Origin of the sequence: Acinetobacter sp. P8-3-8 (assembly GCF_000214135.1) — a bacterium.
GTDB lineage: Bacteria > Pseudomonadota > Gammaproteobacteria > Pseudomonadales > Moraxellaceae > Acinetobacter.
Window position 1 is genome coordinate 1 of record NZ_AFIE01000092.1, and the last position, 5,161, is coordinate 5,161.

The following is a 5,161-nucleotide window of genomic DNA, read 5'->3' on the forward strand; positions in this document are numbered from 1 at the left end:
TTAGTAATATTCGATTGTTTTTTATTCCATTATTTAGAAATTTGATTATTCCTAAATTGTGTATTTAAAAAATAAACGGGTGAATATTGAGTGAATTTGTTCGCATTAATCATAAAATAATAAGAATATTTTCTCATTTATCTGATTTTTATGATAAATAATTATATAACGACAAGTTTACATCGAAAGTTTTAAAATAGATTAAGTCGGATATGGATTTAAATTCATGTTACTTGCTTAATTACATTCAAGTCACTTTTAAACGTTTTTTTTGTTTCATTCTTGTTTCCACGGCAGTTGATGAAAGCGCCAACCATTAAAAGCACCTCGATGATCATTTTCATCCAAATCACCTTCAAAGCCTTGGTCAATGTTATAAACATGTTCAAAACCTGCATTGAACGCCACATTTGCAGCGGCGGCTGAACGTTTACCGCTACGACAGAGCAGCAGAATAGTTTTGTCTTTTCCCACTTTGGTTTCGAGTTCTTTGGCAAAACGTGGATTTCGATTCAAAGCAGTTCCTGTTGCCCAAGGGATGTGAATCGTTTCTTCTACGAAACCTACAAATTTACGTTCCTCATTGGTACGGACATCGACAATAACTGCATGCCCAGCTTGAAAGAGAGCCCACGCTTCATGCGGTAACACAGTTCCAGTAAATTCAAGATAATGATCTTCGACACGTTGCTTAGCATCGCTAAAAATTTGTTTGATTTTGCCGTCATCCAAAGGGATAAAATTGATTTGAGTTACGCTGTTCATGTCACACACCTTTATCAAATTCTTGGAAATGTATTTCTGAATTTGAAATAATTTATTTGAGAAGTTGATATTAAATATAACGATTATTTATATATTGAAAATGAATAAAAATTGCTTTGCATATTCTTATTTTGGGAAAGATGAATCGTTTTGTTGAAATCAAGTTGAAATCAAAAGAAAGAGGTATATTTCAATTGAAACACTGATTTTGCAATGCTAAATCCAAATTTGAGATATGAATATCTAAACAATGTTTATCTGAAAATGAGCAAATAAAATAGTATTTATACAGCACAATTGAATAATGAAACTTAAACTCATATTCAGATAACGATAAAGTATTGAATTGCAGGCAAACCAATGACCCAGTGGAATATTCAAAATATCGTCACAGAATTACAGCAAGCACGTAATGAGTGGCGAACACAACAAAAGAGTCTAAAAGATTTTGGAGGGCGAGAATTACCCTCAAAAGAAGAAATTAAAAAAATCATGAATGATCTGTGCGGTATTTTATTTCCAATGCGCCTTGGCCCGCCTGATTTACGCCAACAAAGCGAGAATTTTTATATCGCACATACCCTTGAGAAAACCTTATACGCATTACAGGAGCAGGTTAAACTGAATTTAACCTATGACTATAAATATAAAAAACATCATGAAAATGCGGATGTGATTGAAGTACTTGCACAAAGCATGGTGAGTGAATTTGCACAAAAATTACCTGAGTTACGTCGTCTTTTAGATACGGATGTAATTGCTGCCTATGATGGTGACCCTGCGGCACGTAGCGTAGATGAGGTTTTACTTTGCTATCCGGGAATTTTGGCGATTATTTACCATCGGATTGCGCATGAGTTTTATAAAAAAGATCTATCTTTATTAGCGCGTTTAATTGCGGAAATTGCACATTCTAAAACAGGGATTGATATTCATCCGGGAGCAAAAATTGATCAAGGTTTCTTTATTGATCATGGCACAGGTGTGGTGATTGGTGAAACTTGTGTGATTGGTAAAAATGTGCGTATTTATCAGGCGGTCACTTTGGGAGCGAAACGTTTTGAAGTGGATGAGTCAGGACGTTTACAGAAGGAATATGCACGACATCCTATTGTTGAGGACAATGTGGTGATTTACGCGGGCGCGACCATTCTTGGACGTATTACGATTGGTCATGGTGCTGTGATTGGTGGGAATGTTTGGATTACCCAAAGTATTGCCCCGAATAGTGCTGTTTCTCAAAGTTCTGCAACGAAGTCAGAGGTGTAGTTCGTAGCGCTTGTCGATAAGTAATCTATCGTTTGGCGTTATTGTTCTAAATTATAAAAACTTAAAAATATAGAATCAAAAGATAGAATCGTGAAGTCATATTTATAAGATCAAGTTTATAAGATTAAAGATGACACGATTCTCAGACTTTTCATTTGGTTTTTTTTATTCACTCAGTCTGACGCCAGTTGATTGAGTTAATTGAAATGTTACCTAAATTCAACACTGTTCTTATTCTAAATTATCTTTAATTTGCTTACTCTAATAACGAAGTAGCAACTTTAAAAGGATAAAATTAAATCCATTATTTTTCAGAATAGCTGACTTGAAAAAGAATAGATCAGTACCCATATTACTACTGAGTTTTATCTTGAGTAAAACAGTAAGTTTTTGAAAAATATAAAAAATAATTTAATATTATCATTGAAATTAAAAAAAGTGTTCCCATTTATTGTTCAAGTACAAAATTTGTTGTGAGGAATAACAAGAATGCGATTTGAAAAATTTACGAACCGCCTACAGCAAGCTTTATCAGATGCTCAATCTTTAGCGATGGGTAAAGACCATACTGCAATTGAGGGTATTCATATCCTATCTGCATTATTAGAAGAACCCTCTAATCTAAGTTTATTACAACAATCAGGTGCGAACTTACCTGAGTTAAAAAATAAACTGCAACAAGCATTGGATAATGCAGCGACTTTGAGTAATCCAACAGGGGATATCAATCTTAATCCTGAAGCCGTGCGTGCCTTAAATTTGGCAGATAGTTTTGCGCAAAAAGCAGGAGATGAATTTTTATCAACCGACTGGGTGATATTGGCTTTAGCTGAAACAGGTACAACCAAGACATTATTAAGTAGCGTAGGTGTAACGACTGACAAACTACGCAAAGCAATTGAAAACATTCGAGGTGGCGAACAAGTTATGGCAAATAACCATGAAGATCAACGTGATTCGTTAAATAAATATACCATTGACCTGACTGAACGTGCATTGTCAGGCAAACTTGATCCTGTGATTGGTCGTGATGAAGAAATCCGCCGTACCATTCAAGTATTATCACGTCGTACTAAAAACAACCCTGTATTAATTGGTGAACCGGGTGTCGGTAAAACGGCGATTGTTGAAGGTTTGGCACAACGTATTGTCAATGGTGAAGTGCCAGAAAGTTTGAAAGGTAAACGTGTTTTATCTTTAGATTTAGGTTCATTACTTGCAGGTGCAAAATACCGTGGTGAGTTTGAAGAACGTTTAAAAGCAGTGCTGAAAGATTTGGCAAAATATGATGGTGAAATCATCCTATTTATTGACGAATTGCATACGCTTGTAGGTGCAGGTAAAGGCGATGGTGCAATGGATGCAGGGAATATGTTGAAACCTGCATTGGCACGTGGTGAGTTACGTTGCGTAGGTGCAACAACTTTAGATGAATATCGTCAGTTCATTGAAAAAGATGCTGCTTTGGAACGTCGTTTCCAAAAAGTATTGGTCGATGAACCAAGTGTAGAAGATACCATCGCGATTCTGCGTGGTTTGAAAGATAAATATGCAACGCATCATGGTGTGCAAATTTTAGACTCAGCGATTATTGCTGCTGCGAAAATGTCACATCGTTACATCACAGACCGCCAATTGCCTGATAAAGCCATTGACCTGATTGATGAGGCTGCATCACGTATCAAAATGGAAATTGACTCAAAACCTGAGCCATTAGACCGTTTGGATCGTCGTTTAATCCAATTGAAAATGCAGTTGGAAGCAGTTAAAAAAGATGCGGACTCTGTGAGTAAAGCTGAGGTTGCACATCTTGAGAAACAAATCGAAGAAGTGCAAAAAGAATATAGTGATTTGGAAGAAGTGTGGATTGCAGAAAAACGCTTAGTTGATGGTACAAATCAAGCGCAAGTTGAGTTAGATAAAGCGCGTACAGCGTTTGAAAAAGCACAACGTGAAGGTGATTTGGCTGAAGCGAGCCGTTTGCAATATGGCATTATTCCAGAGTTACAAAAACGCTTGAATGAAGAAGAAGTGGCTGAAACGAATGAAGAACCTAAATTGATTCGTACCAAAGTTACTGAAAATGAAATTGCGGAAGTGGTGAGTGCAGCAACGGGTATTCCTGTTACGAAAATGTTGCAAGGCGAACGCGAAAAACTTTTACATATGGAAGAGTTTTTACACAATCGCGTGGTTGGGCAAGATGAAGCTGTGGTTGCTGTATCCAATGCAGTGCGCCGTTCGCGTGCAGGATTATCTGATCCGAACCGTCCGAGTGGTTCATTCTTATTCCTTGGGCCGACAGGTGTGGGTAAAACTGAGTTAACCAAGGCTTTGGCGAATTTCTTATTCGACAGTGATGATGCGATGATTCGTATTGATATGTCTGAATTTATGGAAAAACATTCGGTGAGCCGTTTGGTTGGTGCACCTCCAGGCTATGTGGGTTATGAAGAAGGTGGTGTGTTAACTGAAGCAGTGCGCCGTAAGCCTTATAGCGTGGTGTTATTTGACGAAGTTGAAAAAGCACATCCAGATGTATTTAACATCTTACTGCAAGTATTGGATGATGGTCGTTTGACAGATTCGCAAGGTCGTGTGATTGACTTTAAGAATACTGTAATTGTAATGACATCAAACTTAGGTTCAAATGATGTACGTGAACTAGGTGAAGGTGCGAGTGATGCAGAGGTTCGAGCAACTATATTGAATGCTGTATCTCAACATTTCCGTCCAGAGTTCATTAACCGTATTGATGAATTAGTGGTTTTCCATTCGTTGAAAAAATCACAAATTCGTGGCATTGCCGATATTCAATTGGATCGTTTACGTTCTCGCTTGAATGATCGTGATATTGGTTTGAAAGTTGATGATCAAGCTTTTGATATTCTGATCGATGCTGGTTTTGATCCTGTTTACGGTGCGCGTCCATTAAAACGTGCAATCCAACAACAGATTGAAAATCCATTGGCGCAAAAAATCTTGGCGGGTGACTTCATTGTAGGAGACACGATCTTGATTAGTGCTGAAGATGGTCATCTTCATTTTGGTAAATTAAAATTAAGTTAATACATGACTTAAATAGAAAACCTAGCTTCGGCTAGGTTTTTTTATGTTTTGGCTCTAG

General features: G+C 37.1%; 3 protein-coding genes. 2 read left to right on the forward strand and 1 reads right to left on the reverse strand.

The annotated features are described in order from the left end of the window. Positions 1-276: 276 nt before the first annotated feature. Complete coding sequence (locus tag GGG_RS0118155) at positions 277-765, reverse strand: rhodanese-like domain-containing protein (RefSeq protein ID WP_010117581.1); 489 nt, start codon at positions 763-765, stop codon at positions 277-279. A 360-nt stretch (positions 766-1,125) separates the two neighbouring features. Here GGG_RS0118155 and epsC point away from each other — a divergent pair, with 360 nt between their 5' ends. Together epsC and clpB are read left to right on the forward strand one after the other, a co-directional pair. Further along, the gene (epsC, locus tag GGG_RS0118160) at positions 1,126-2,034 is read left to right on the forward strand and encodes a serine O-acetyltransferase EpsC (RefSeq protein ID WP_010117583.1); all 909 of its coding nucleotides are present in this window, start codon (positions 1,126-1,128) and stop codon (positions 2,032-2,034) included. A 489-nt stretch (positions 2,035-2,523) separates the two neighbouring features. Beyond that, on the forward strand, positions 2,524-5,103 hold the full coding sequence (gene clpB / locus GGG_RS0118165) for an ATP-dependent chaperone ClpB (RefSeq protein WP_010117585.1): 2,580 nt from the start codon (positions 2,524-2,526) through the stop codon (positions 5,101-5,103). Positions 5,104-5,161: the final 58 nt, after the last annotated feature.